Origin of the sequence: Fictibacillus sp. B-59209 (assembly GCF_036216745.1) — a bacterium.
GTDB lineage: Bacteria > Bacillota > Bacilli > Bacillales > Fictibacillaceae > Fictibacillus_C > Fictibacillus_C marinisediminis.
This window is the reverse complement of record NZ_JARMMC010000019.1, coordinates 69,255-92,272: the sequence shown is the minus strand read 5'-3', so window position 1 is coordinate 92,272 and position 23,018 is coordinate 69,255. Positions and strand designations below refer to the sequence as shown.

The window sequence follows — 23,018 nt, the reverse complement described above, 5'->3', positions numbered from 1 at the left end:
TGGACAGCCCCTTTTTCTTTTTATTCACTAAGGTCTACGTTGTGGTAAACCTGCTGAACATCTTCCAAGTCTTCGATCGCATCGATCATTTTCTCAAATTGATTCTGTGCATCTTCAGGAAGGGACAGGTCATTTTGTGCCAGCATGGTAAGCTCGGCTACTGCAAATTCGGTAATCCCGACATTCTTGAATGCTTCTTGTATAGCATGGAATTGGTCAGGCTCTGCATACACGATGACAGAACCGTCTTCTTCAATAATGTCACGGGCATCAACATCCGCTTCCATTAAGATTTCCAGTACTTCCTCTTCCGTTTTATCTTCGATGCCAAATACGGCTGTCGCATCAAACATATAGGCCACTGAGCCGGAAACACCCATGTTCCCGCCATTTTTCGTGAAGGCCGCACGCACATCCGCAGCCGTCCGGTTCACATTATTTGTTAGCGCGTCAACGATGACCATTGAACCATTTGGGCCGAATCCTTCGTAACGAAGCTCGTCATACGTTTCATCCGATCCGCCCTTCGCCTTTTCAATGGCACGATCGATGATATTTTTAGGCACACTGTATGTTTTTGCACGTTCAAGAACGACTTTTAATGCCTGGTTGGATTCAGGATCAGGTTCTCCCTGCTTTGCCGCCACGTAGATCTCACGGCCGAATTTAGCGTAGATGCGGCTCGTATTGGCATCTTTTGACGCTTTTTTCTCTTTAATGTTGTTCCACTTACGTCCCATTATGTTCCACTCTCTTTCAACTTCATTTTCAATAACACAACTTACCATTCAACACCTCTTATTATACATAAAATGGACTTTTTTCTCTATTCAATGATTCGGTTATAATAGAAATGGATCAACCAAGTAAAGGATGCTGAAAAAATGCAAAGATATGTTATCGTCGGTGCAGGAATCCTCGGGGCGTCTGCCGCTTATCTTTTAAGCAAAAAAGGTGCTGAGGTCATCGTTGTCGACCGGAAACACCAAGGGCAAGCTACAGATGCTGCAGCAGGCATCATCTGCCCATGGCTGTCTCAGAGGCGGAATAAAGCATGGTATGCACTGGCTAAAAACGGCGCAGCCTTTTATCCGGCTTTAATTGAACAGCTGCGAGCAGATGGTGAAACAGAAACGGGCTATGCTCGTGTAGGTGCCGTCAGCCTGCATCATGACCATGAAAAACTGAGGAAGATGGAAGAACGTGCGTTGAAACGGAAAGAAGAAGCACCTGAAATGGGAGAAATAAAAATCCTGACTCCTGAGGCAGCTCAAGCTCTGTTCCCTGCTCTAAAAGTAGACTATGGTGCCGTGCATGTGAGCGGCGCGGCACGGGTTGATGGACGTGCTCTTCGTGATGCTTTGCTTCGCGGCGCACAAAAAAATGGAGCTCTCTTGGTGAAGGAAGATGCCTCTCTCCTATTCAGCGGAAATAGAGTAACCGGTGTTAAAGCCGGTGGCGAATCGATAGAAGGGGACAAGGTTATCGTATGTGCAGGGGCGTGGGCGAATGCGCTGTTTGAACCATTGGGAATCCATATGAACGTAACGTATCAAAAAGCGCAGATCGTTCATCTGCAGTTTCGTGATACTGACACGAGTCATTGGCCTGTTGTGATGCCGCCCAGTGATCAATACGTGCTGGCGCTCGATGATGGCCGCATCATTATCGGGGCGACTCATGAAAACGATCCTGATGGCTATGACCATCGTATTACAGCCGGAGGTCTGCATGAAGTATTTAATAAAGGATTAGAAACCGCCCCGGGTCTGTCTGATGCCTCATTCACCGAGGCTCGAGCAGGCTTTCGCCCATTTACTCCAGGATTTCTGCCTGTGATTGGGAAACTGCCTGGCTGGGAAGGAATTCTGTTTGCCAACGGACTCGGTGCTTCAGGGCTAACGATGGGTCCTTTTATCGGAGAGCAGCTTGCTAAACTGGCGTTAGAAATGGAACTGGATATTGATCTATCCCTCTATCCTGTTGAAGATGCCATTCAATTATCATAAAAAAGGGGCTGTCCNNTTTCGACTTTCTGGACAGCCCATTTTCGCATGCTGTTATCAAGAAATGACTTTCTCTGTCACCCCGCTGAAAAGACCTTTGGCATTCTCATTAAACATTTTTTCAAATTGCATAATGGTCACTCCTCTTTCCTTTAATTCAGGCAGGATGTTGAGGAAAAGATGAGCAGGTGTCCAATTCTCCATGAGCAGTGCCTCTTCTTCATTAAATCTCCCCAGAGTTACGTCTCCGTTAGCCGGGATAGCCAAATATGAAATGCTCATGAATCAATGTCTAACAGAGATAGGACCTGTCACCGTTTCCACCATTGAATTCATCGTCCAGACACTGCCTCATCTTACAATTTTTCTTCTTCCTGAAGCTTTCTTCACTAATGAAGAGGCATATTTTTCTTTTTTAATTGTATGTTCATCTCTGTTATTATGGCTTTAACAGCAGCTTTCCTTTTGTCTTTCTTGACTGCATGAGGTCATGAACCTGTGCAGCCTCTCTTAAAGGGAAAACTTCACCGATGGTCAGTTTCAGCTTGCCTTGAGCCAGATACGTAAACAGCTCCTGAAGGCTTGGCTTTAACAGGTCAGGCCTTCTCATGATCTGCGGAAGGAAAAATCCTATCACGGATTGATTTTTTCCCATAAGGTTCGAAGGATAAAATTTGCTTGGCTCCCCGCTAGCGACACCATAAACAACAATCCTGCCAAACACAGCGAGACATTTCAGTGTCTTATGGAACACATCGCCTCCTGCCATTTCTAGAGCCACATCTACGCCTTTGCCATCTGTTGCTTCGAGAACTTTATTTTCCCAGCCATCCTCCGTATAGTTGACCGCCACATCAGCGCCCATCTGCCGCGCAAGTTCCAGCTTGTCCTCAGAACTGGCAGTTGCTATGATTTTTCCGGCTCCAAAAAGCTTCGCAAGCTGGACAGCGATCGTTCCGACTCCTCCGCCTGCCGCATGAACGAGCACCGTTTCTCCTTCTTCAAGCCTTCCCATCGTTTTAAGAATATGGTAGGCGCTTAATCCCTGCAAAGGCAATGCGGCAGCCTGCTGAAAATCGAGATGGTCATCAATCGGTATTACAAATCTTCCATCAGCCAGCGCATATTCTGCGTAGCCACCGGATTCAATTAAGGTCACGACCCTTGTGCCAGGTTTTATGTGAGCGGATTTCTCTCCTGTTTCAACAACGACCCCTGCGACTTCAGCTCCTGGAACAAATGGCAAAGGTGTAGGAATGACATATTGGCCTTCTCTGCGTGCCGTATCTGCATAATTCACGCCGACAGCATGGATTTCAATCAGTACTTCATGTCCTTTAGGAACAGGTTTGTCGAGTTCAACATTCTCCAGCACTTGCGGTCCGCCATATTCTTTAAATCGTACTGCTTTCATCGTCATCCTCCTATTTGCCGGTAAACACGGGCTGTCTTTTTTCTTTAAACGCCGAAATGCCTTCTTGATGATCTTCTGTTGAGATCATAAGTGTCTGGTTTAAACGTTCCTGCTCAAGAATCTCTTCAAGGGTAGATTGATAGGAAGCATCAATAAGTTTTTTCATCTTTCCAAAGGCTGCCACAGGACCGTTTGCCAGTTTAGCAGCCAATTTGAACACTTCAGCCTCCAGCCTTTCAAGTGGAGCCAGGTAATTGATTACTCCTAGTTGGTAAAGTCTCTCTGCAGAAATCGGCTCGGCGCTGAAAAAGAACTGTTTTGCTAGATGAGGCCCGATGAGCTTAGGCAGGAAGTAAGAGCCTCCTCCATCAGAGATCAGTCCGACCTGTGAGAAACTCAGCGCAAATTTGCTGTCTTCTGCAGAGACGATTAAGTCGCAGGCCATCGCAAGGTTAAAGCCGGCCCCCGCAGCAAATCCGTGGACAGCAGCAATGATCGGAATCTCCGTTTCTTTCATCGCCAGGATGCAGCGGTTGAGTTTGCCGATATGCTGATACACATCATTGGAAGTCGCCTGCCCCATCGTTTTGACATCACCGCCTGCACTGAAAGAGCGACCAGCTCCCTTGAGCACGATGACTTTTATATCTTCTCGGTTTTGTGCTTCAGCGCATGCATCGGTCAACCCGGTGATCATTTCCTCGCTGAAGGAATTTAAACTCTCCGGTCTGTTTAAGGTGAGGATCATTATCGGACCCTCGAATTCTACTAAAAGGTGTTCTTGATTCATTATTTTCTCCTCCTTTAATTACATAATGAGCCAGCCGCCGTCAGCTAGTACGTCTGACCCTGTCATATAAGAAGCTTCACTCGATGCTAGAAAAGATATAATATTGGCGATCTCCTCCGGCTTGCCGACCCTTTTTAATGCGGTATTTTTTTTGATGGCTCTTACAAATTGTTCATTCTCAAGGCCTTCTTCTGTGAGCGGTGTTTCAATAAAACCGGGAGAAACAGAGTTGACACGGATGCAATAAGGGGATAGTTCCAAGGCAAGTGCTCTCGTAAAATTGATGACACCGGCTTTTGCAGCACTGTAATGCGGAATATGGGCACCTGCCTGATGTCCGGAAAGGGAGGCTACATTAACAATGGCCCGGTTCTGCCGTTTTGTTTCTTTTTTGGCACCATCAATCATGATTTTTCCTAGCATACGAGAAACGAGAAACACGCTCTTTAAGTTGGCGCTTTGTACGTGATCCCATTCACTGGCAGCAGTTTCCATGATTCTTGTTTGGGAGCTGCCACCTGCATTATTGATCAGCACGTGCAGCTCACCAAATTGCGATTGGACGTGTTCTGCCAATCCCTCAACTTCTTTTTCACTCGTTACATCTGCTGTGAAAATTCCCGCTGCCTGAGCATTGGGAATTTTGCTGATCTCTGCCGACGTGTTTTCCAGTTTAGACTTTGTCCGGCCGACTAAAATCACTTTGGCTCCCTCTTTCGCCAGTTTGATTGCAGCGGCTTGCCCTATTCCGCTGCCGGCTCCGGTGATTAGGGCAATAGAGTGCGTGAACTTCATAACCCTGCTCCTTTAGCAAATAAAAGTATTTGCTTCATATTGTTTCTCTGCGATCATGCGGTTTCTAGCGACACTTTTCCCAAATTGATGACAGCAGTTACAAGATTGCGTGATCAACAATACAAGCTGATTTGTTTTCTCACCATCCGTCAGTTCGTGGACAAGCTTGCGTGCCAGCATTTCAGCTTCCCACAGACTGTCTTCTAATATCGTGTGGGTCAGGGCTGTTTTGAGGGCTGCCTTTTCAGCCCCGCTTTTCTTGACGGCTTTCAAAGTACGGAATACAGAAGATTCAGCTGCATAAAGGTTTATGGCTAAATCAGCGAGTGCCATTAAAGCCTCCTGTTCCTGAATCAATCCATCACCAAATGCTTCATAGGCTATACCTGCAGAGAGAAGGAACAGATGGCGTATGGTTTCTATAGCGTGCCGTTCTGCAGCCATAAGGGAGGTGCCTTGTTCCTTCGCCTGCTGCAAGGACCGGACTGCACCTTGGATAGAGGTTTGAAGGTCGATCTCCCCTTTTATTGCCTTTCTAAAAAGGTGGGTTGGAATGAGCAGCCGGTTAATTTCGTTCGTACCTTCAAAGATACGGTTGATCCTTGAGTCTCTGTACATCTGTTCAATCCCGTATTCTTTTATAAATCCTGCACCGCCATGCAGCTGAAGCGCTTCATCAGCGATATAATCCAATGTTTCCGATCCATAGACTTTACAGATCGCACATTCTGTGGAGTATTCACTCAACCGTGTTCCGACAGTTTTCAAATCAGAAGAATCACTCAGATCTCGAAGAGCATCTTCAATTAAGCTTGCCGTCCGGTACTGGAGAGATTCTGCCGCATACAGGCGGGCAGCCAGTTTGGAGATTTTTTCTTTCGTAGCTGGAAAGTCAGCGATCCGCTGCTTAAATTGTTTACGTTCCTGAATAAACTGTACCGCTTTCTGGTACCCGTATTTTGCAGCTCCCATGGTGGCGGATCCGAGATTAAATCTTCCAAGGTTCAGGACATTTAAGGCGATAACATGGCCTTTTCCGATATCGCCAAGCAGGTTTTCCACGGGTACGAGACAATCTTCAAGAATAACCGACCGGGTCGATGAACCTTTGATCCCCATTTTATTTTCTTCGGGTCCAAGTGCTAAGCCTGGAAAATCCTTTTCAACAATAAAAGCTGTAAATTTCGATCCATCCACTTTGGCATACACGATAAAGGTGTCTGAAAAAACAGCGTTGGTAATATAGATTTTTGTACCGTTTAAAACATAATGAGTGCCTTCCTCGTTCAGGACTGCTGTCGTTTGCGCGGCCAAGGCATCTGAGCCGGCATTCGGTTCTGTCAGACAATAGGCACCTAGGAATTCACCTGATGCCATTTTCGGAAGGTATTTTTTCTTTTGGTCTGGTGTACCGAAATAGGTGATTGGCAGTGTGGCGATACACGTATGATTGGAATGCGCTACGCCGTATCCGCTTGAAGGGCCGACCATCTCACCGACGATGCCCTTGCTGATCTTATCGAGGCCAAGCCCGCCGTATTGTTCAGGAATACTGTGAGCCAAAAGTCCAAGCTCCCCTGCTTTTTTTAATAAAGAAACAATCCGTTTAAAATCCTGGCTCTCGATGTTTTCACGATAAGGTCCGACTTCTTTTTCAATAAATTGCCTGGCCGTTGCCTTGATCATCACATGTTCTTCAGTGAAATCCTCCGGGGTAAACAAGTGCTCCAAATCTATGGATGAAAATAAAAATCCGGAGCCTTTCACTCTCGTACCGGTTTGTGCCATGAAAATTCCCTCCCTTTCTGTGTTTAAGATTGCTGTTGGGCGTGCGCTTGTTCAATGATGGCTTTCCCATCCTTCAGCACCGCAACAACAGGGGCTGCATCGACAGCAGAGGCAAAATCCAAGTTGTCAAATAAGCCGTATCTGGCAAATAAATTTCCAACATAGGACGACTGAAGAACCTGATAAGCATTCTGTCTGTTTCCTTTATACAGATAGTAGGCCGTTTGGGCAGCGTCACTCAGCTGCAGCGGTTCTCCACCCAGCTCAACTAACGCCGTAATGAGATGTCCTGCTCCATATACATCCTCGAGGCTCACCTCTCCAAAATTGCCGGAGCAGATGATAACGATCGTACTCGAACTATTGTGATGTAACAAAGCCTTAGCAGTCGCTGTATTATTCAGTAAAGAAGAAATATATACTTTTTGTGCCCCTGCTGTTTTTCGAAGAGCCACTGTGCCGTTCGTCGTGGATAAGATAAGTGTTTTTCCCTGGACTTGGCGGCTGAGCAATAAAGGGCTCGGATATAGAAAACCGTCAATTGGTTTGGCATGCAGCTCTCCGGCCAGAAGGTAATCTCCCTTTTGGAACATTTTTGATAACTCCCGCGCTTCGTTGTGGTCTTTCACAGGAATTACATCTTTTGCTCTTTGATACAACGCAGATACGATGGTCGTGGTCGCCAACAAGACATCAAGTACCACGGCAATCTTGTTATTTTCAGCCATCTTTTCAGAATGGATCTCTTCCTTTTTCAAAAGCAAATGGACTTTCATCTCTTCACCTCATTGTCCAAAAGCAGTATGGGAGGCATGCAGGATCAAGCTTTTGACAAAGTGATGAAATTGTGAAAAGCGGGCATCCTCGGTTTGCCCTTTTTTATACCGGTAATAGATTTGCTGGCAGATAACAGCTAGTTTGAAATAGGCGAACGTTAAGTAAAAATTGATTGCGCTAACGTCTCTACCGCTTTTTTTAGCATATTCCTCTATAAACTGTTCCCTCGTAAAAAAACCTTCCATAGTGGTTACAGGCGGTTTTCCCAGTCCCGTTTTCAAAAGATCGGGATCATCGGCTTCAATCCAGTATCCCATGGCGACTCCAAGATCGGCGAGAGGGTCTCCAACCGTACTCATCTCCCAGTCAAACAATCCTGTCATGTGGTTCAAGCGCTGATCAAACATACTGTTATTGAGCTTGTAATCATAATGGATCATGGAAGCGGGCTGCTGTGTTGGGATATGGTCCGCAAGCCATGTGGTCAAATGCTTCACTTCCGGTATATCATCGGTTTTCGAACGATCATATCTGGATATCCATCCATGCACCTGCCGTTCCATGAACCCATCAGGCTTGCTGATTTCAGATAATCCTGTTTTTTTGTAGTCAATGGCATGCAGCTGGACAAGCTGATTCACCATCTCACTGGAAATCTGGCCGCATAGATGCCGATTCACCTGGACTCCCTTCGGAAAAGAGATATCAACTACGATTCCATGTTTTCTTTCCATCAAGAAAAACGGTCGGCCAACGATCTCCTCTCCTTTTGAAAAAAGAAGAGGCTTTGGAGCAGGCGGGAACATTTCATGAATCTCAGACAGAATACGGAATTCCCGCTCCATATCGTGGGCTTTTGGCGCAACGGGGCCAATCGGCGGCCTCCGCAGAACGGCTTCCCATTCTCCCATTTTGAGCTGATACGTCAAATTGGAATGGCCACCGGAGAACTGCAGGATTTCCAGCGTCTCTTCCGGCAATTCATCCATAGAATGCCTAAGGAAACGCTCAAGAGCAGCAAGATCCAGTTCTTCTCCCTGGCGAACGGCTATCGTATCCTTACTCATGTCTTCCTCCTCCTCGATTCATTTATTTCAAGATTCTGACTCTTGAGTCTGCAATACTAGATTCTCTTTCAATGCGTCGCGCAGAAATTCTGGTATATGAGCAGTCTGCTGTGTTTTAAAGTCAAAATACACAATGACTGCATTCCCTCTCGCAACTAACTCCTCGGTTTCTGCTTTATAGATATCGTGTTCCAATGTAAAGCTTTTTGTTCCGATTTTTGATACCCCGGTCCGCACCACTAGTCTTTCGTTAAAATAACCTTGTGCCATGAAGTCACATTTTGTGGAAGCAAGAATAAAGCTCCATTCGTTCGTGTTCATTTCAAGGCCGAGGGTTTCAAAGCAGCGGACCCTCGCTTCTTCCAGATAAATAAAATAACTCGTGTTGTTAATGTGGCCCAGGGCATCCGTTTCACAGAACCGTACCGTAAGTTCAATTTCATGCATGTCTTTCCTCACTTTCTGCCTCTTACCGATCAACGATGCTGAAAGGCTGGTTTTCTTTTTTCAAAAAATGCCTGAACGCCCTCTTTAATATCTTCCGTTTGGAACACTTCCTGAAACAGAGAAGCTTCCACTTCGATGCCTTCATTCAAGGATTTGTTAATGCCTACATCAACCGATTGTTTAATTCGTGATAGAGCCTGAAGCGAGTGGCGCGTGATTTTACTTGCCAACTGTTTGGCACTGACCAGTCCTTCACCGGAAGGAACTACCTTATTGACCAGTCCGATTCGTTCAGCTGCGGCTGCTGAAATCGGTTCCCCTGTAAACATCATTTCTTTTGCTTTCGCTTCTCCCACTAAGCGGGGAAGACGCTGTGTTCCTCCCCCGCCAGGAAATAATCCGAGGGTAACTTCAGGCAATCCGATCTGGCTGTGTTCCTCCGCAATCCTCATATCGCATGAAAGGGCAAGTTCGCAGCCGCCTCCGAGTGTCAAGCCGTTCAGGACAGCGATCGTAGGCTTTGGAAAAGAATCAATTCGGTTTAGGATATAATGGACCTCCATCACTTGTGCCCTCATATCAGGGTTCCCCATCATCTGAGGAAACTCTTTAATGTCGGCTCCAGCAACGAATGCTTTTTCTCCCTCTCCCGTTAGTACAACAGCTACCGTTTCCCGGTCATGTTCCAACTCCATGAACGTATCATCAAGCTCCTGGAATACGGCTCTGCTCAATACATTCAGCGGCGGATTGTTTATCGTAATGACAGCGAGATGATGGTCTTTTACTACCTCAAGATATTTTCCCATTATAGTTTCACTCCTTCAGTTTCATAGTTGTACCAGCCTTTGCCGGTTTTTCTCCCTAAATGGCCTTGCTTCACCTTCTCTTCAATGCAGGCAAACGGCTTGTCTTCTGGATCGCCCGTCTCTTTATAGCGCTGTTCCATGACATAGTAGCCGACATCGATGCCGGATAAGTCCATAAGTTCAAATGGTCCGATCGGGTGGTTCAATGCTTTACGGCAGATGATATCGATGTCTTTATAGTCAGCGATTCCTTGTTCATACAGGTAAACGGCTTCTTTCTGCAGCGCACCCAAAATACGGTTGGCAATAAAACCCGAAATCTCTTTTTTAAGCAGAACTGCGGTACGGTTGATCCGCTTGCAAATCTCCATCGTCAGCTGAGCCGTTTCTTCGGATGTTTGGTCACTCATCACCACTTCCACACAATCCATCACGAGAGGCGGGAAAAAGAAATGCATGTTAACTACCTTCTCCGCACGGTTTGTCTCTGAAGCAATCAGACTATTGACGATTGTTGAACTGTTGGTTGCAAAAATGGTATGCTCAGGCGCCAACTGCTCAAGCTTCGTAAACACTTCTCGCTTCACATCCAGTTTTTCCACAACAGCTTCAATCACAAAATCGGTATTTCTGACCGCATCTTCAAAGCTTGTTGTGAAACGAAGGCGCTGAAAAGCCGCTTCTTTCTGATCGTCAGAAAGCTTTCCTTTAGTTACCCATTTGTCCATAATGGCATTGAGTTTGCTCTCTGCTTTGGAAAGCGCCAGTTCCTGCACGTCCTGTATGACAGTTTCAAATCCGCCAAGCGCGCACAGCATGGCGATCTGATGTCCCATTTGGCCTGCACCTAATACAGTAATCTGCTGTACATCTTCTGCTTTCATCGTATAGCCTCCCGTTATTTAGTATCAATTTCTATGTGCTATGCCATTTAGAATCATTTCTACAAATATTTCGGCTACTTCTCTTTCTGACATCATTCCATCCGGATTGAACCATTGATAGCTCCAGTTAGCTGCGCCAAGAATTCCAAACGTAACGATGGATTCGTTCAGGTCAGAACGAAATTCACCGTTTTCAATGCCGTCATGGATCAACTGCTCCAGGTTAAAGCGGAAACGGTCCCGTTTAGGAATAATCAGGGAGAGGCGCTCTTCGTTCAGGTTTTTGATTTCCCTGAAGAACACTTTTGCACTGGCTCCGGCCTGTCTGATGTTGCCGATTAACGCATAAACAATCTCAAACAGCTTTTCTTTGCTTGATTTCGTTTCATCAGAGATGATTCGTTCCTGCTGGTTTAATAGTTCATCAATATATCTGTTGTGAATGTTCATCAGCAGTTCTTCTTTGCTTGCAAAATAATAATAAAAAGTCCCTTTTGTTACGCCGAGAGCATCAACAATATCCTGTATGGATGTTTCACTGAATCCCTTTTTCTCAAATAAACGGATGCTGCATTCCGTAATTTTTTCCTTCATGTCTGTGTCCTCGCATTCTTTAATCAATTTCAGGCAAAATTATATCATTCTCTTTCTCTCCTTTTCTTTTTTTCTCAATGAATCTATAAAATTGTCCCTACCTTGTCTTTATTCTTGCTTCTTCCCGCAAAGCTCTGCGCAGAATTTTACCGACATTCGTCTTTGGCAGCTGCTCGCGAAACTCGATGATATGCGGGATCTTATACGCAGATAAATTTTGTTTGCAATAGTAAATAATCTCATCCTCTGTCGCGGTTTTCCCTGCTTTTAATACGACGATAGCCTTCACATCCTCTCCTCTGTAAGCATCAGGTACACCAATCACAACGGCCTCCTGAACGGATGGAAATTCATACAGCACTTCTTCTACTTCCCTTGGATAGATGTTGTAGCCGCTCGCGATAATAAGATCCTTCTTGCGATCCATGATGAAGACATAACCGTCATCATCCATCTTGGCTATATCTCCGGTGTAGAGCCAGCCGTTGCGAAGGGTATGTTCTGTCTCCTCCGGCATGTTCCAATAACCCTTCATGACTTGCGGCCCCTTGATAATGAGCTCGCCAAGTTCACCTGTCTTTACGTCTTCAGTTCCTGTTGCCAAGTCCACGATATGGTAATCTGTCGACGGCAGACCAATGCCTACGCTCCCTTCTTTTTGTTCAGAAAACATCGGATTGCAATGTGTGGTCGGTGAGGCTTCTGATAATCCGTAGCCTTCTAGAATCTTTGAACCTGTCTTTCTCTCAAAATCCTGAAGCAGTTCGACAGGCATCGGAGCACTTCCGCTGTTGCACACTTTTATACTGTCTATACCGAAGTTTTCAGCTTCCGGATGGTTGGTGATCGCAACATACATCGTCGGAACACCGGGAAAAACGGTCGGTTGTTCTTTTTTAATTGTTTGAAGAACCTCATTGATGTCGAATCTCGGGAGCAAGATTGATTCTGATGCGGTATAGATTGCGAGATTCATACAGGAAGTCATGCCAAACACATGGAAAAGAGGAATGACCGTTAAATACTTTTCTTTCCCGATCTCAATGTTATATTTAAAAAACTCATGTGATTGAAGGACGTTAGCGATAATATTTTTATGCGTCAGCATGGCGCCTTTGGAACGTCCAGTTGTCCCTCCGGTGTATTGTAAAACCGCAACATCCTGTTCAGGAGTGATCACTGCAGGATCGATCCGTCCGGTGCCGCTTTGCAAAAACTGAGAAAAAGACCAGTCAGGTGAAAGATCTTTTGGGTTTTCATCAAAACTAACCGAGATGATCCGTTTTAAAGGAGAAACATGCTGTTGCTTTTTCACCTGTTCATAAAGCGGTTCATAGACGACGATGGTCTCAGCTCCGCTGTCCTTGAGGATATGCTGCAGTTCCCGCTCAACGAGCATCGGATTTACCTGGGTAACGATCGCTCCGGCAGTCAGGACTCCATAGTATGTAATCACATATTGAGGACAGTTCGGCAGCATGATGGCCACACGGTCTCCGGCTTTCACTCCCGACTGCTGCAAAGCGGATGCAAAACCGTTTACGAGATTCTGCAGTTCACCGTACGTGGTCTTTTGGCTATAAAAGGACAAAGCGTTGTAATTAGGATATCGTTCTGCTGTCTGGTGAAGCAACTGCGGGATGGACAGGTCAGGAATCTGTATATCTGGTTGAATGGTTTCAGGATAATGGCTTTTCCAAACTTTGTTTTCGCTCATTATTAACCCTCCAGATTTTTAAAAGTTGATGAGATGGCTGTTTTGGCGGTAAAAACTTTATTATCGATCAGATGATACTCGACAGAAGTCAACCAATTTTGACGTCATGAGTTTGTCGGAAAAATACCAGTGAAGCCCGTTCTAAAAAACACTCAAAAAATCAGCCCGCCGCCATCCACAGATAAAGTGGCTCCTGTAATAAATGATGCTTCATCTGAAGCGAGGAACAGCACCGCTCTTGCCACTTCTTCAGGTTTTCCGATCCTCCCGAGAGCATTGGCGGTAGAGATGATCGGCCATTTTCTTTCATTGTTCTTCCAGTTATCGATGATGCTCGTATCGATAACTCCTGGAGCAACGGCATTCACTCGAATGTTATGTCTGCCATATTCAAGTGCGGCGTTCTGAGTGAGCAGGATAACTCCGCCTTTTGATGCATTATAAGCGGATAGGTATTTCTGCCCTTTAAGTCCAAGCAAGCTCGAAGTATTGATGATGACTCCTCCTCCGGCTTTGATCAGTTCCGGAACGCCATGTTTGATTCCGAGGAAGACCCCTTTTAAGTTGATATCAACAATGCGGTCCCATTCTTCTTCAGGAAGATCTGTACTTTTTACCTCAGGGTTTCCGATACCGGCATTATTGAACAAAATATGCAGAGCCCCAAACTCGCTAATGGCCGCGTCGATCACCTTTTTTACCTGCTTAGAGTCTGTAACATTTGTTTTGATAAAAATGGCCTGTCCACCTTGTTCTCTAATTAAACGAACGGTCTCTTCCCCAAAGTCTTCTTTCACGTCAGCGATGGCCAGCTTGGCGCCTTCCTTGGCAAAAAGAAGAGCAGCAGCCCGGCCGATGCCCCCTCCTCCGCCTGTAATCACCGCTGTTTTTCCCTGCAGTCTCATAACTTCAACCCTTCCCTGCTTCTGTCTTTACAAGGCATGTGCCCCGCCGTCTACAATCAGCACGTCTCCTGAAACATAATTAGAAGCATTTGATGCAAGGAAAAGAGCGGCTCCTTTAAGATCATCATCACTGCCAAAACGGTTGAGAGGCGTCCCCTCTAGAATGGCATCTTTTCCGTGTTCAATGAGCACTTTCGACATTTTGGTTGGAAAAAATCCTGGAGCTATCGCGTTCACATTAATATTGTGCTGCCCCCATTTCACGGCAAGATCCTTTGTGAAAGTTATGACTGCTCCCTTGCTCGTGTTGTAGCCGATCGTATCCATATAACGCGGATCTGTGCCCCCAAGTCCCGCAACAGAGGCAATATTGATGATTTTGCCTGATTTCTGTTCTATCATCACTTTCCCTGCAGCCTGGCTCATTAAAAATGTGCCTGTCACGTTTACGTCGATCACCTTTTTCCATGCTTCATATGGCATTTCTGCGGCGGGTGCGCCCCATGTCGCTCCGCTGTTATTGACGAGAATATCGATGGAATCAAATTCCTGCAGCGTTCGATCGATCACAGATTGAACATCTTCCGGATTTGAGATATCGCACTTCAAGGCGAGTGTCTTTATTCCGAGTTGCTTTAACTTCTGAGCTGCTTGCTCACAGGCCTCAACTTTTCTGGAACAGAGAACAACGTTGGCGCCTGCTTCAGCGAACGCTTCGGCAATCTGTTGCCCTAATCCCCTTCCTCCGCCTGTAATGATCGCTGTTTTACCTGTTAAATCAAACAGCTTGAGTACATTCATGTTTCTGCCCTCTTTCTTTGAAAATTCTATTGGACCAACAGTTCTTGCGGGTATTTTTTAAGTTCTAGTCTTGCTAGCTGTGCTCGGTGGACTTCATCAGGACCGTCAGCAAGCCTTAATGTTCTTGCATTCGCCCACTGGGCAGCAAGTGTAAAGTCGTCAGAGACCCCTGCTCCTCCAAAAGCCTGAATGGCGCGGTCCAGCACGCGCAGCGCCATTGAAGGTGCGACAACTTTGATCATAGCGATCTCTGTCTTGGCTTCTTTATTGCCGACAGTGTCCATCATATATGCTGCTTTTAAGGTCAGGAGCCTGGCTTGTTCAATTTCAATCCTTGAATCAGCGATCCATTCACGGATTACTCCTTGGTTTGCAATTGGTTTTCCGAAGGCTGTCCGTTTTTGAACGCGCTTACATAATTCTTCAAGCGCTCTTTCTGCTGCTCCGATCAGCCGCATGCAGTGATGGATCCTTCCCGGTCCAAGCCTTCCTTGAGCGATAGCAAATCCTTTCCCTTCACCCCAGATGATATTCTCAGCCGGCACTCGTACATTTTCATATGTGATTTCTCCATGTCCATGCGGAGCATGATCATAACCGAAAACGGAAAGCATCCTTTCCACCTTCACCCCAGGGGTATCCAAAGGCACAAGAATCATGGATTGCTGCTCATGCCGGTTCGCACCTGGATTGGTCTTTCCCATCACGATAGCAATTTTGCATCGAGGATCCCCGGCTCCGGATGACCACCATTTCCGTCCGTTGATGACATATTCATCTCCATCCTTTTCAATGCGTGCTTCAATATTCGTGGCATCCGAGGAAGCGACTTCGGGTTCTGTCATGGAAAAACAGGATCTGATCGTCCCTTCTAAAAGGGGCTTGAGCCACGACTCTTTCTGTTTTTCCGTTCCATAGCGGACAAGTACCTCCATATTTCCTGTATCAGGTGCACTGCAGTTAAAGGCTTCTGGCCCAATGAGGGATCGTCCCATAATTTCACATAGCGGGGCATACTCCTGACTGGTAAGTCCAGCTCCATCTTCACTGTCAGGCAAGAACAGATTCCATAAGCCTTCTTTTCTCGCTTTTACTTTCAATTCTTCCATTATCGGCGGAACTGCGCTCCATCGGTCCTTTTGCTTATTAAGCTGTTCTTCATAAAGAGCCTCATTCGGATATACATACTGTTCCATAAAAAAGATGATCCTTTTCTGCAAGTCTTTCACTTTTTCAGAATACGAAAAATCCAAAATCTTCATCTCCTCTCAACTTACTAACCGGTCGGTATGTTAGATTATCTAAAGTATACTCTTTTCGGTAAAATTATCAATAAAATAAACTTATTATTCAAAAAATTAATAAAAAAGTCCTTTATGTAATTAATTCAAGTATAGGAAATACTAATCCCGGAGGTGGAAGCTTTGAGCAAACCAAAGATCATCATTCTGTGGACCGTGGCTGTCTTCTTTCTTTATTTCGCGTGGTCAGACTTTGTACAGGGACAGTTTAAATTTTCTAAATTTGAAGGCCGTGTGCTTGAAAAGGATTACTCAGAAAAAGCGGTAGAAAGAGGAACAAATATTCAAAGCCTGCCCAACTATACCATTCGCCTTTCATCAGGCCAGGCTGTTTCTGTTTCGTTACTGGATTTTAATTCTATAAAGAAGGGAGACCATGTCTTTTTCATCAAACAAAATGGAAGCATAAGTCTCTATAAAAGAGAAAGCCAATCCTAAAAAGGACTGGCTTTTACACGTTTTCTTTCACTTTTTTCGTTAAAAAGAAATATAAAACAAAAGCTATTGCTTCACACAGTGCAATGATAAAAGCCATTGAACCAGCAGGATTACTTCCCCAGAGCCCAACCAATGGTGCTGCAATACCACCAAGTATAAAAGGCAGCAGCCCTAGCAGCGCAGAAGCACTCCCTGCTGCCTTTTGCTGATTCTGCATAGCGAGTGAAAAACTGGCCGTACTGACGATTCCTACGCTGGATACCGTTAAAAATAAGGAAATGAGCAAGCCGAATAAGCTTTTCGTTGCAAGACTTACGATGACCATTAGGATACTGCCTCCTAACGCAATCAGCAACCCGCTTCGCAATAGTGCCGTTTCGCTGACTTTTCCTGCAAGTTTTCCAGCAATCTGGCTGGCGATGATAATTCCAACTCCATTGATTGCAAAAAACACACTGAACGCTTGTGGTGAGGCACCGAACACATATTGAATGACGAAAGGAGATCCTGAAATATAGGCGAACATAGCTGCCATGACAAGCCCCTGTGAGGCTGCATACCCCATAAAAACACGGTCACTCAGCAGTTTTTTGTACGTCGTAAGCGTCTGTTTGATCCCGCCAGATGTCTGATTCTCTGCTGAAAGCGTTTCTTGCAAACCAAAGAAGGCAGCAAGCAGCATAAGCAGACTTAAGGCACAAAGAACAATAAACACGCCTCTCCATGAGGTGAACTGCAATAATTGTCCTCCTGCCACAGGAGCCAGGATCGGAGCGATACCGTTAATCAGCATCAATAAAGAAACGAACTTCGTCATATCCGGGCCGGAAAAAAGATCTCGAACCATGGCTCTGGATATGACAATGCCACCGGCTCCTGAAGCTCCCTGAACAAATCTAAGGAAAATGAGAATACTGATATTTGGAGCAAAAACACAGAGCAAAGAAGATACGGCATATAGCCCCAGGGCGATCTGCAGCGGGCTCTTCCTTCCTCTTCTGTCACTGATAGGACCTACAAACAATTGCCCCACGGCAATCCCCAACAAGCAGGCAGTGAGACTGAGCTGTGCGGCTGAAGAGGTGGTACTCAGCTCTTTTGTTAGATTAGGTAAAGCAGGCAGATACATATCAATGGATAATGGACCGATGGCCGTCATCGAGCCTAAAATTAATGCAAGCCAGAGCCTTTTGGATGTGCTGGATTGTTGAATAGCTGAATAAGGTGAATTTTCTGGATTAGTTTGATTCATGGCTCTTCCCTTTCGATTCGGTTATTCGGTGTTCAAGCCTCTTACTGATCGATTCCAGCTCTCTTATTTTTTCTTCAGCATCTTCTTTGTGTTTCTGAAGAATGTCCAGGAATGAATCCAGGTTTCGTTTTTCGAGCTGGAGCTTGATCTGCTTGAGTGGGACTCCCATAGATTTTAAATAATAAATGATGTCCAACAGTTCGAATTGCTCAATGGAGTAATAGCGATAACCAGAAACGGGGTCAACGTTAACTGGCGTAAATAAACCGATTTCGTCATAATAGCGCAGCGTTTTAACGGGGATGTTGTGAAGTTTAGCCATCTGGCCAATGGAGAATCTGTTTTTCATGAAAACACCTGCTTTATAATAATGAACCTATCTTAACACAAAAATGGCAGCTCCTCCTTATGAAGTAAGCCGCCATTTATTTGCGTACTCTGTTTTATAGGTTTACACCTTTCATTCCTGCTTCAGGATATCGTTCACCTGCAGCCGCTCCCCTTGGTGCAGCCTCATTGATCCGGCTGACGTCATATTGTGTCAGTTCAACCTTTATTGCCCCAACATTTTCTTCTAAATAACCGGTTTTCTTTGTTCCGGGAATTGGGACGATATCATTACCTTGGGCAAGTAGCCAGGCTATAGCCAGCTGTGATGTACTGCAGCTTTTTTCTAAAGCGATCTCTTTTATTTTTTCAACAAGATCTAAGTTCTTTTGAAAGTTTTCTCCTTGAAACCTTGGGGAAAACCGGCGGTAGTCATCCTCAGCCAAGTCTTCAAATCTTTTGATCTGGCCTGTTAAGAAGCCTCGGCCGAGTGGGCTGTAGGGAACAAATCCGATGCCAAGCTCCCGGATCGCAGGCAGTATTTGTTCTTCAACATCCCGGCTCCATAATGAATATTCAGTTTGTACGGCTGTAATGGGATGGACATCATGTGCACGCCGAATGGTTTCAGGAGAAGCTTCTGAAAGGCCCAGATAGCGTATTTTCCCTTCCTGAGCAAGAATCGACATTGCCCCCACCGTTTCTTCTATAGGGATGCCTGGATCGACTCTGTGTTGATAATAGAGATCAATGTAATCCGTGCCAAGCCGCCTCAAACTGTTTTCACAAGCTTCTTTCACATATTTCGGATGTCCGTTTACACCTAAAAAGGAACCGTCTTCACCCCTTACATTGCCAAATTTTGTAGCAAGGATGACATCCTTCCTGCGATCACTGATCGCTGCACCTACCAATTCTTCATTTTTGCCAACACCATACATATCAGCGGTATCCAGGAAGTTTACACCTAATTCAAGTGCATGGTGAATGGTTTTTAGTGACTCCTGATCATCTTGTCCGCTGTAAAAGTCCGACATGCCCATGCAGCCCAATCCAAGGGATGAGACTTCCAAACCCTCATTGCCTAGTTTTCTTTTTTGCACATTGTTCATCCTTTCTCATTTAGTCAAACCAATTCATACAAAGTACCTTTACCCTGTTTTCCTCCATAAAAAAACGAAGAGAAACGTGTTGGCTTCTCTTCGTGTTGTAATCGACTATTTTAACCACTCGGTGATTTCCTGATAGGGTTGTTTTTTGATAGCCGCAGGCGCTTTATTTGGATAGCCAAGATAGATAAATCCAGCCATTTCACCTTTGTCTGAGAGGCCGAAATAAGACCTTACTCTGTCGTCATAACAAATCGTGCCTGTGCGCCAAACTGCCCCAAGACCGAGCGCATGGGCAGCAAGCAGCATATTTTGAATAGAGGCACTGACAGCTGCTGTTTCCTCCTTATGAATCACTTTTTGGTGATCTCCCGGCTCTACTCCTACGGCAATAATAACCGGTGCACGAAGAGGTTTTTTCTTTACCCTCTCCAATTTTTGCTGATCCTCTTCTGACAGTGGTTCATTCATTGCAGACTTTGTGATTTCTGCCAGAAGCTCTCCCAGCTTGTTTCTCCCTGCTTCGCTTATGACAAAGAATCTCCAAGGATTCGTACGGTGGTGGTTTGGAGCATATGTTCCTGCTTCTAAAATTTTTTCGATGAGATGATCGGGAACTGGATCATCCTTAACCGAACCTATGCTTCTCCTTGTTTTAATCGCTTCAAAAATATCCATACTGCATCATCCTTTTTAACTACCTTATGCTTATTTATGAATCCATTATAACGCTGCTGATTTTCAGGAGCCAATGTTTTACTTTTAAACAGTTGCAAGGATCTGAAAAACGAATGCCTTTTTTCAGTTTCGGAAACCTTAATAGACGAGCAGCATTGTCTGCTCAATTCTATGCGGGGGTGTTGCATCATGGCAAGAAACAAACTTTTGGTACCTGGTTCTGAGAATGCGTTAAACCGGATGAAAGAGGAAATCGCCAATGAGTTTGGAGTGAAGCTTGGTGCAGATACGACCGCACGGGCTAATGGATCTGTAGGGGGAGAGATGACAAAACGTCTCATTGCCATGGCAGAACAGCAGCTTGGAAATCAGCCCCGATAGTGTTGATTTCAAAAAAAGAGACCCCATTCGGGTCTCTTTTTCACTTTAACGCTTTGTTAACAATGATGTTGGAATTAAGGTTGATAGAAGAAGGCCTGATAAAATCAACAAAATGCTTTTACAAAACCTACTTTAAAAACCGATTCATATTTCTTCCAAAATAGATCTCATCCATCTCCTCGGTAATTCTTTTGGTGATTTCCGCTTGTTCCTGTTCGGTCAGTGTATCCCTTGAGTACCCGAATAAGTAATTGTTCAGGTCAAAATTTTTCAGCTTGCATTTCGTATGAAAAATATTTTCCTGATAGATGTTTGAATCAATCATATCAAATTCGTTTTTAATATCCTCGCTGATAAAATTTTGTATGGAAGATATGTCATGATCAATAAAAAGTTTTTGGCCATTAATATCTCTTGTGAATCCTCTAACCCGGTAGTCGACGGTCATAATATCGGTATCAAAGGAATCGATGAGATGATTTAAAGCTTTTAAAGGAGAAATCTCTCCGCAAGTTGAAACATCAATATCCGCTCTAAAGGTGCTGATTCCTTCGTCCGGATGATACTCGGGATACGTATGAACGGTTAAATGGCTTTTGTCCAGCTGCATGACTACAGATTCAGGCATGGCTGCCGGTGTTTCATCAATATTTTCATTAGGCACTTCGACAATTGGGCCTTCAGAAACTAATAATGTTACACTGGCTCCTTGGGGAACATAGTCTTGTTTAGCGATATTTAATACGTGCGCGCCAATCGTGTCGGACACTTTCTGAAGAATGCCGGTTAACCGCTCAGCGCTGTATTCTTCATCGATGTAATCAATATAGGCTTCCCGCTCTTTCCTTGTCTTCGTGTAACAAATATCGTACATATTAAAGCTTAATGATTTGGTCAGGTTATTAAAACCGTGCAATTGAATTCGCTGCTCATGTGTTCGGCTCATGAATGATTTCCCCTTATTAGCAAAGTATTGTATTTAAGCATTTACTCCATCAAATATTGTTAAGATACCCTCCATTCGACATAAAAAAACAGCCCTATTGTAAATAAGGCTGTAAAATAGCTCGTCCTAAAACATACTTAGATCGTATCGTTTAGAAAGCATCTCCAGAATTTTAAGTCCGGCTATGCTATTTCCTTTATCATCAAGTGCCGCACCAAAGATCCCGATGCCGAACCGATTGGGCACGGCACCCATGATTCCTCCAGAAACACCGCTCTTCGCGGGAATCCCAACTCTTACGGCAAATTCGCCGGAAGCATTGTACATGCCGCACGTCACCATTAAAGTCTTGCAGATCCGAGCGATATGCGTGGGGATTAACCTATTATTCGTCAATGGGTCAATACCATCAAGGGCAAGAACAAGGCCAATTTTCGCTAAATCAAGGCAATTCATTTCTATTGCGCATTGCTTTGTATAAAGGTAGATGAGATCATCCACATCTTCATTAATGATGCCGTGCTGCTTCATAAAATAACAAAGTGAACGGTTTAAATGTGCGGTCTCAAACTCTGATAGAGCAACTTCTTCACAATGAGAGATGGAAGGATTCCCAGCCAGCTTCCTGACAAATTGAAGAAGACGTTCAAACCTCTCATGGACCGAATGTCCTTTAACCATGTGAGTTACGACCAGTGCTCCTGCATTGATCATAGGATTTAGCGGTTTCGAAGGTTTACTGACCTCCAGCTTTACGATGGAATTGAAAGGATCTCCAGTAGGCTCATACCCGATTTTACAAAATACCTCATCTTCGCCGCAGTCCATTAATGCGAGGGCGAGAGCCAGCACTTTAGAAATGCTTTGAAGCGTTATCTTCAATTGTACATCTCCTGCGGATAAACATGTACCATCAGGGTGATAGATGGCGACAGATAAGTCATCAGGATCTGCTTTTTTCAGTGCAGGTATGTAATCTGCTACTTTACCGAACTTCGTGCAGTCCTTGGCTTCCAATACTAATTGATTAAGCTCTTTACTAGAACGACAAATCATGGCAGCTCTCCGATTGTTCAACATATGGGTAGTTTGAGCAATCGTAAGCCGGATAATACTCCTATCATCCGGTGAAACATAATTCTTAAGCTCGTACATATGGTAGTAAAAAACCATTGTTCGGAGATGAAAGATACTATGATGAAATGGCTCGCCATCGGCTGCGGCAGTACTTTATTGGGAATTGGCATTAATGGCTTCATCCTGCCCATGCATATCTTGAACGGAGGATTTATTGGTTTGGCACTGCTGCTTAACTATACACTTGGTGTAAAAGTTGGCTTGACCATTATTATTCTAAGTGCACCGGTTTTTCTGTTAGCCCTTCGATTTGATAAGTCCTATTTTTTTAACAGCCTGTTTGGAATGCTCATTTCTTCGATTATTATTGACTTCCTGCTTCCCATACAGCAAATGTTTCATTTGCGGATTTTTGTGAGTGCTTTGATCGGCGGGTCTTTAATCGGAACTGGAATCGGTATCATGATGAGGCACAATACGTGTGTAGGAGGCTTGGATCTTTTAGCACTTCTGCTTTCAAAATGGTATCTCGTTAACGCTGGGTTCTTAATGATCATCATGGATGCTGTCATTATTTCGGCAGGTATGATCATTCTCCATGACAGCCGCCTGCTTTTTTCTTTTATCACCATTTTGACCGCCGGAGCTGTAACAGCCTTTTTGACCTCCTTTAAGTCCATCGTCGTATGGGGCACAAAATGAAGAAACCCACCGT

General features: G+C 44.8%; 26 protein-coding genes. 4 read left to right on the top strand and 22 right to left on the bottom strand.

The window, feature by feature from the left end; genetic code table 11:
• Positions 1 to 20: 20 nt before the first annotated feature.
• Complete coding sequence (locus tag P4361_RS16350) at positions 21 to 740, bottom strand: YebC/PmpR family DNA-binding transcriptional regulator (RefSeq protein WP_062232264.1); 720 nt, start codon at positions 738 to 740, stop codon at positions 21 to 23.
• Positions 741 to 884: 144 nt separating this feature from the next.
• Here P4361_RS16350 and P4361_RS16345 point away from each other — a divergent pair, with 144 nt between their 5' ends.
• Positions 885 to 2,009, top strand: a complete 1,125-nt coding sequence (locus P4361_RS16345) for an FAD-binding oxidoreductase (protein WP_328090103.1) — start codon at positions 885 to 887, stop codon at positions 2,007 to 2,009.
• Between the two features lie 54 nt (positions 2,010 to 2,063).
• Here P4361_RS16345 and P4361_RS16340 read toward each other — a convergent pair whose 3' ends face one another.
• The 15 genes from P4361_RS16340 to P4361_RS16270 form a co-directional block, all read right to left on the bottom strand.
• Positions 2,064 to 2,288, bottom strand: a complete 225-nt coding sequence (locus P4361_RS16340) for a hypothetical protein (protein WP_328090102.1) — start codon at positions 2,286 to 2,288, stop codon at positions 2,064 to 2,066.
• A 157-nt stretch (positions 2,289 to 2,445) separates the two neighbouring features.
• Positions 2,446 to 3,420, bottom strand: a complete 975-nt coding sequence (locus tag P4361_RS16335; RefSeq protein ID WP_062232259.1) for a quinone oxidoreductase family protein — start codon at positions 3,418 to 3,420, stop codon at positions 2,446 to 2,448.
• Between the two features lie 10 nt (positions 3,421 to 3,430).
• Complete coding sequence (locus P4361_RS16330; protein WP_062232258.1) at positions 3,431 to 4,210, bottom strand: enoyl-CoA hydratase/isomerase family protein; 780 nt, start codon at positions 4,208 to 4,210, stop codon at positions 3,431 to 3,433.
• Positions 4,211 to 4,228: 18 nt separating this feature from the next.
• Positions 4,229 to 5,005, bottom strand: a complete 777-nt coding sequence (locus tag P4361_RS16325) for an SDR family NAD(P)-dependent oxidoreductase (RefSeq protein ID WP_091005815.1) — start codon at positions 5,003 to 5,005, stop codon at positions 4,229 to 4,231.
• 12 nt (positions 5,006 to 5,017) lie between these two features.
• Positions 5,018 to 6,793 carry an acyl-CoA dehydrogenase family protein gene (locus P4361_RS16320; protein WP_328090101.1) on the bottom strand — a complete coding sequence of 592 codons (1,776 nt, stop codon included), beginning with the start codon at positions 6,791 to 6,793 and terminating at the stop codon, positions 5,018 to 5,020.
• A gap of 23 nt (positions 6,794 to 6,816) precedes the next feature.
• The gene (locus P4361_RS16315) at positions 6,817 to 7,569 is read right to left on the bottom strand and encodes a 2-phosphosulfolactate phosphatase (protein ID WP_328090100.1); all 753 of its coding nucleotides are present in this window, start codon (positions 7,567 to 7,569) and stop codon (positions 6,817 to 6,819) included.
• Positions 7,570 to 7,578: 9 nt separating this feature from the next.
• A complete protein-coding gene (locus tag P4361_RS16310) occupies positions 7,579 to 8,637 on the bottom strand; it encodes a phosphotransferase family protein (protein WP_328090099.1) in 1,059 nt (352 codons plus the stop codon).
• 27 nt (positions 8,638 to 8,664) lie between these two features.
• Positions 8,665 to 9,084: an acyl-CoA thioesterase gene (locus P4361_RS16305; RefSeq protein WP_265410529.1), complete on the bottom strand. Its 420-nt coding sequence runs from the start codon at positions 9,082 to 9,084 to the stop codon at positions 8,665 to 8,667.
• Between the two features lie 29 nt (positions 9,085 to 9,113).
• Positions 9,114 to 9,893 carry an enoyl-CoA hydratase gene (locus P4361_RS16300; RefSeq protein WP_062232250.1) on the bottom strand — a complete coding sequence of 260 codons (780 nt, stop codon included), beginning with the start codon at positions 9,891 to 9,893 and terminating at the stop codon, positions 9,114 to 9,116.
• Complete coding sequence (locus P4361_RS16295) at positions 9,893 to 10,777, bottom strand: 3-hydroxyacyl-CoA dehydrogenase family protein (RefSeq protein WP_328090098.1); 885 nt, start codon at positions 10,775 to 10,777, stop codon at positions 9,893 to 9,895. Before P4361_RS16295 ends, P4361_RS16300 begins: the two co-directional genes overlap by 1 nt.
• Positions 10,778 to 10,801: 24 nt before the next feature.
• Positions 10,802 to 11,371 (bottom strand): TetR/AcrR family transcriptional regulator, encoded by a 570-nt coding sequence (locus tag P4361_RS16290; protein WP_053354223.1) that lies wholly within the window; start codon positions 11,369 to 11,371, stop codon positions 10,802 to 10,804.
• A 97-nt stretch (positions 11,372 to 11,468) separates the two neighbouring features.
• Positions 11,469 to 13,088 (bottom strand): long-chain fatty acid--CoA ligase, encoded by a 1,620-nt coding sequence (locus P4361_RS16285; RefSeq protein WP_328090097.1) that lies wholly within the window; start codon positions 13,086 to 13,088, stop codon positions 11,469 to 11,471.
• Positions 13,089 to 13,240: 152 nt separating this feature from the next.
• Positions 13,241 to 13,993 carry an SDR family NAD(P)-dependent oxidoreductase gene (locus P4361_RS16280; protein ID WP_091005801.1) on the bottom strand — a complete coding sequence of 251 codons (753 nt, stop codon included), beginning with the start codon at positions 13,991 to 13,993 and terminating at the stop codon, positions 13,241 to 13,243.
• A 27-nt stretch (positions 13,994 to 14,020) separates the two neighbouring features.
• A complete protein-coding gene (locus P4361_RS16275) occupies positions 14,021 to 14,794 on the bottom strand; it encodes an SDR family oxidoreductase (protein ID WP_328090095.1) in 774 nt (257 codons plus the stop codon).
• Between the two features lie 26 nt (positions 14,795 to 14,820).
• Positions 14,821 to 16,047: an acyl-CoA dehydrogenase gene (locus tag P4361_RS16270; protein ID WP_328090094.1), complete on the bottom strand. Its 1,227-nt coding sequence runs from the start codon at positions 16,045 to 16,047 to the stop codon at positions 14,821 to 14,823.
• A 171-nt stretch (positions 16,048 to 16,218) separates the two neighbouring features.
• Here P4361_RS16270 and P4361_RS16265 point away from each other — a divergent pair, with 171 nt between their 5' ends.
• Positions 16,219 to 16,533 carry a hypothetical protein gene (locus P4361_RS16265; RefSeq protein ID WP_328090092.1) on the top strand — a complete coding sequence of 105 codons (315 nt, stop codon included), beginning with the start codon at positions 16,219 to 16,221 and terminating at the stop codon, positions 16,531 to 16,533.
• Positions 16,534 to 16,546: 13 nt separating this feature from the next.
• Here the strand turns inward: P4361_RS16265 and P4361_RS16260 are convergent, their stop codons facing one another.
• The 4 genes from P4361_RS16260 to P4361_RS16245 all read right to left on the bottom strand — a co-directional run bounded on the left by P4361_RS16260 (position 16,547) and on the right by P4361_RS16245 (position 19,899).
• On the bottom strand, positions 16,547 to 17,785 hold the full coding sequence (locus P4361_RS16260; protein WP_328090091.1) for a multidrug effflux MFS transporter: 1,239 nt from the start codon (positions 17,783 to 17,785) through the stop codon (positions 16,547 to 16,549).
• On the bottom strand, positions 17,772 to 18,134 hold the full coding sequence (locus tag P4361_RS16255) for a MerR family transcriptional regulator (protein WP_256226955.1): 363 nt from the start codon (positions 18,132 to 18,134) through the stop codon (positions 17,772 to 17,774). Before P4361_RS16255 ends, P4361_RS16260 begins: the two co-directional genes overlap by 14 nt.
• A 94-nt stretch (positions 18,135 to 18,228) precedes the next feature.
• Complete coding sequence (locus P4361_RS16250) at positions 18,229 to 19,215, bottom strand: aldo/keto reductase (protein ID WP_328090090.1); 987 nt, start codon at positions 19,213 to 19,215, stop codon at positions 18,229 to 18,231.
• A 114-nt stretch (positions 19,216 to 19,329) separates the two neighbouring features.
• Entirely contained in the window at positions 19,330 to 19,899 is a 570-nt protein-coding gene (locus P4361_RS16245) for a nitroreductase family protein (protein WP_062232237.1), read from the bottom strand.
• 189 nt (positions 19,900 to 20,088) lie between these two features.
• Here P4361_RS16245 and P4361_RS16240 point away from each other — a divergent pair, with 189 nt between their 5' ends.
• Entirely contained in the window at positions 20,089 to 20,280 is a 192-nt protein-coding gene (locus P4361_RS16240; protein ID WP_053354233.1) for an alpha/beta-type small acid-soluble spore protein, read from the top strand.
• A 127-nt stretch (positions 20,281 to 20,407) separates the two neighbouring features.
• On the opposite strand, the gene speD is transcribed toward P4361_RS16240, so the two are convergent.
• Positions 20,408 to 21,226 carry an adenosylmethionine decarboxylase gene (speD, locus tag P4361_RS16235; protein WP_328090089.1) on the bottom strand — a complete coding sequence of 273 codons (819 nt, stop codon included), beginning with the start codon at positions 21,224 to 21,226 and terminating at the stop codon, positions 20,408 to 20,410.
• 126 nt (positions 21,227 to 21,352) lie between these two features.
• Positions 21,353 to 22,282, bottom strand: coding sequence for a glutaminase A (gene glsA / locus P4361_RS16230; protein ID WP_256227000.1), 930 nt, complete (start codon positions 22,280 to 22,282; stop codon positions 21,353 to 21,355).
• A 138-nt stretch (positions 22,283 to 22,420) separates the two neighbouring features.
• On the opposite strand from glsA, the gene P4361_RS16225 reads away from it, so the two are divergent.
• Entirely contained in the window at positions 22,421 to 23,005 is a 585-nt protein-coding gene (locus tag P4361_RS16225) for a YitT family protein (RefSeq protein WP_328090088.1), read from the top strand.
• Positions 23,006 to 23,018: the final 13 nt, after the last annotated feature.

Bases quoted from the DNA above. Each gene is read 5' to 3' on its own strand.
- P4361_RS16350 (WP_062232264.1), bottom strand. From the start codon at position 740: ATGGGACGTAAGTGGAACAACATTAAAGAGAAAAAAGCGTCAAAAGAT.
- P4361_RS16345 (WP_328090103.1), top strand. From the start codon at position 885: ATGCAAAGATATGTTATCGTCGGTGCAGGAATCCTCGGGGCGTCTGCC.
- P4361_RS16340 (WP_328090102.1), bottom strand. From the start codon at position 2,288: ATGAGCATTTCATATTTGGCTATCCCGGCTAACGGAGACGTAACTCTG.
- P4361_RS16335 (WP_062232259.1), bottom strand. From the start codon at position 3,420: ATGAAAGCAGTACGATTTAAAGAATATGGCGGACCGCAAGTGCTGGAG.
- P4361_RS16330 (WP_062232258.1), bottom strand. From the start codon at position 4,210: ATGAATCAAGAACACCTTTTAGTAGAATTCGAGGGTCCGATAATGATC.
- P4361_RS16325 (WP_091005815.1), bottom strand. From the start codon at position 5,005: ATGAAGTTCACGCACTCTATTGCCCTAATCACCGGAGCCGGCAGCGGA.
- P4361_RS16320 (WP_328090101.1), bottom strand. From the start codon at position 6,793: ATGGCACAAACCGGTACGAGAGTGAAAGGCTCCGGATTTTTATTTTCA.
- P4361_RS16315 (WP_328090100.1), bottom strand. From the start codon at position 7,569: ATGAAAGTCCATTTGCTTTTGAAAAAGGAAGAGATCCATTCTGAAAAG.
- P4361_RS16310 (WP_328090099.1), bottom strand. From the start codon at position 8,637: ATGAGTAAGGATACGATAGCCGTTCGCCAGGGAGAAGAACTGGATCTT.
- P4361_RS16305 (WP_265410529.1), bottom strand. From the start codon at position 9,084: ATGCATGAAATTGAACTTACGGTACGGTTCTGTGAAACGGATGCCCTG.
- P4361_RS16300 (WP_062232250.1), bottom strand. From the start codon at position 9,893: ATGGGAAAATATCTTGAGGTAGTAAAAGACCATCATCTCGCTGTCATT.
- P4361_RS16295 (WP_328090098.1), bottom strand. From the start codon at position 10,777: ATGAAAGCAGAAGATGTACAGCAGATTACTGTATTAGGTGCAGGCCAA.
- P4361_RS16290 (WP_053354223.1), bottom strand. From the start codon at position 11,371: ATGAAGGAAAAAATTACGGAATGCAGCATCCGTTTATTTGAGAAAAAG.
- P4361_RS16285 (WP_328090097.1), bottom strand. From the start codon at position 13,088: ATGAGCGAAAACAAAGTTTGGAAAAGCCATTATCCTGAAACCATTCAA.
- P4361_RS16280 (WP_091005801.1), bottom strand. From the start codon at position 13,993: ATGAGACTGCAGGGAAAAACAGCGGTGATTACAGGCGGAGGAGGGGGC.
- P4361_RS16275 (WP_328090095.1), bottom strand. From the start codon at position 14,794: ATGAATGTACTCAAGCTGTTTGATTTAACAGGTAAAACAGCGATCATT.
- P4361_RS16260 (WP_328090091.1), bottom strand. From the start codon at position 17,785: ATGAATCAAACTAATCCAGAAAATTCACCTTATTCAGCTATTCAACAA.
- P4361_RS16255 (WP_256226955.1), bottom strand. From the start codon at position 18,134: ATGAAAAACAGATTCTCCATTGGCCAGATGGCTAAACTTCACAACATC.
- P4361_RS16245 (WP_062232237.1), bottom strand. From the start codon at position 19,899: ATGGATATTTTTGAAGCGATTAAAACAAGGAGAAGCATAGGTTCGGTT.
- P4361_RS16240 (WP_053354233.1), top strand. From the start codon at position 20,089: ATGGCAAGAAACAAACTTTTGGTACCTGGTTCTGAGAATGCGTTAAAC.
- speD (WP_328090089.1), bottom strand. From the start codon at position 21,226: ATGAGCCGAACACATGAGCAGCGAATTCAATTGCACGGTTTTAATAAC.
- glsA (WP_256227000.1), bottom strand. From the start codon at position 22,282: ATGATTTGTCGTTCTAGTAAAGAGCTTAATCAATTAGTATTGGAAGCC.
- P4361_RS16225 (WP_328090088.1), top strand. From the start codon at position 22,421: ATGATGAAATGGCTCGCCATCGGCTGCGGCAGTACTTTATTGGGAATT.